This is a genomic window from Rhodococcus sp. IEGM 1406 (genome assembly GCF_030056745.1).
GTDB classification, from domain to species: Bacteria; Actinomycetota; Actinomycetes; order Mycobacteriales; family Mycobacteriaceae; genus Rhodococcus_F; species Rhodococcus_F erythropolis.
In genome coordinates, this window is sequence record NZ_JASHKO010000016.1 from 1 (window position 1) to 1,455 (window position 1,455).

Annotated in this window: 1 protein-coding gene; it reads right to left on the minus strand. The window is 62.8% G+C overall.

The genetic code is table 11. From position 1 onward, the window contains the following. Positions 1–1,455, minus strand: a 1,455-nt coding sequence (locus QM596_RS29550; protein WP_283310595.1) for an amino acid adenylation domain-containing protein, incomplete at both ends; no start/stop codon positions are given.

A 1,455-nucleotide genomic window follows, 5' to 3' on the forward strand; every position in this document is an offset into this window, starting at 1 on the left:
AAGAGACCTCCGCACCCCCTCCAACACCACCACCTCATCGACCACCACCCCCACCTCACCCACCACAAACCCCACCAAAAAATCCCCACCCACACCCGACCGCAACACCACCACCGCACCAGCCACCCCCACCTGAGCAGCCAACACCGCCTCCACCTCACCCAACTCCACCCGCTGCCCCCGCACCTTCACCTGAAAATCCGTGCGCCCCACAAACTCCAACACCCCACCACACCCCCACCGCACCACATCCCCCGTCCGATACACCCGAGCACCCACCACCCCCGACACCGGATCCGCCACAAACCGACCCACCGTCAAATCCACACGACCCTCATACCCCCGAGCCACCTGCACCCCACCCACATACAACTCCCCCACCACACCCACCGGAACCGGCCGCAACCGCGAATCCAACACCAACACCCGCGTATTCCACACCGGCCGACCAATCGGAACACCCACCCCCACAACACCATCCACCACATGAAACGTCACATCCACCGACGCCTCCGTCGGCCCGTACAAATTCACCAACTCCGCACCACACACCCCCGCAAACCGCCCCGCCAACACCGACGACAACCCCTCACCCGACACAAACACCCGACGCACACTCGAACACCCCACCACCACCGAAGGCTCCCCCACGAACACCTCCAACATCGACGGCACAAAATGCACCACCGACACCCCCCACCGCTCGATCACACCCACCAAATACACCGGATCACGATGCCCACCCGGATCCGCCACCACCAACCGCGCACCCACCATCAACGGCCAAAACAACTCCCACACCGACACATCGAACGACACCGGCGTCTTCTGCAACACCACATCCCCCACACCCAACGGAAACTCCCCCTGCATCCACAACAACCGATTCACCACCCCCGCATGCGAAACCACCACCCCCTTCGGACGACCCGTCGACCCCGACGTGAACATCACATACACCGCATGCTCAGGCAACAACACCCCCAACCGATCACCCACCCCCACCGGATCACCCGAAAACCCCGAAACATCAACACAACCCACATCAACAAACCCCACCCCCACCGGCAAACACCCACCATCACCACCCCGCGACAACACCACAACCGGATCCACCACCCCCACCACAAACCCCACCCGCTCCACCGGCGCACCCACATCCACCGGAACAAACACCCCACCAGCCCGCACCACCGCAAACACCGCCACCAACAACTCCACCGACCGCGACAACACCACACACACCCGCGACTCCGGACCCACCCCCAACGAAATCAACAACCGCGCAAAACGATTCACCCGAACATCAAACTCACCCCACGACAACACCACCCCACCACACACCAAACCCCCACCACCCACACCAGCAAACCGCCCATCCAACACATCCACCAACGTCAAACCCCCCACCGCAACCCCCACACCATCCCAACCACCCACCACCAACCCACGCTC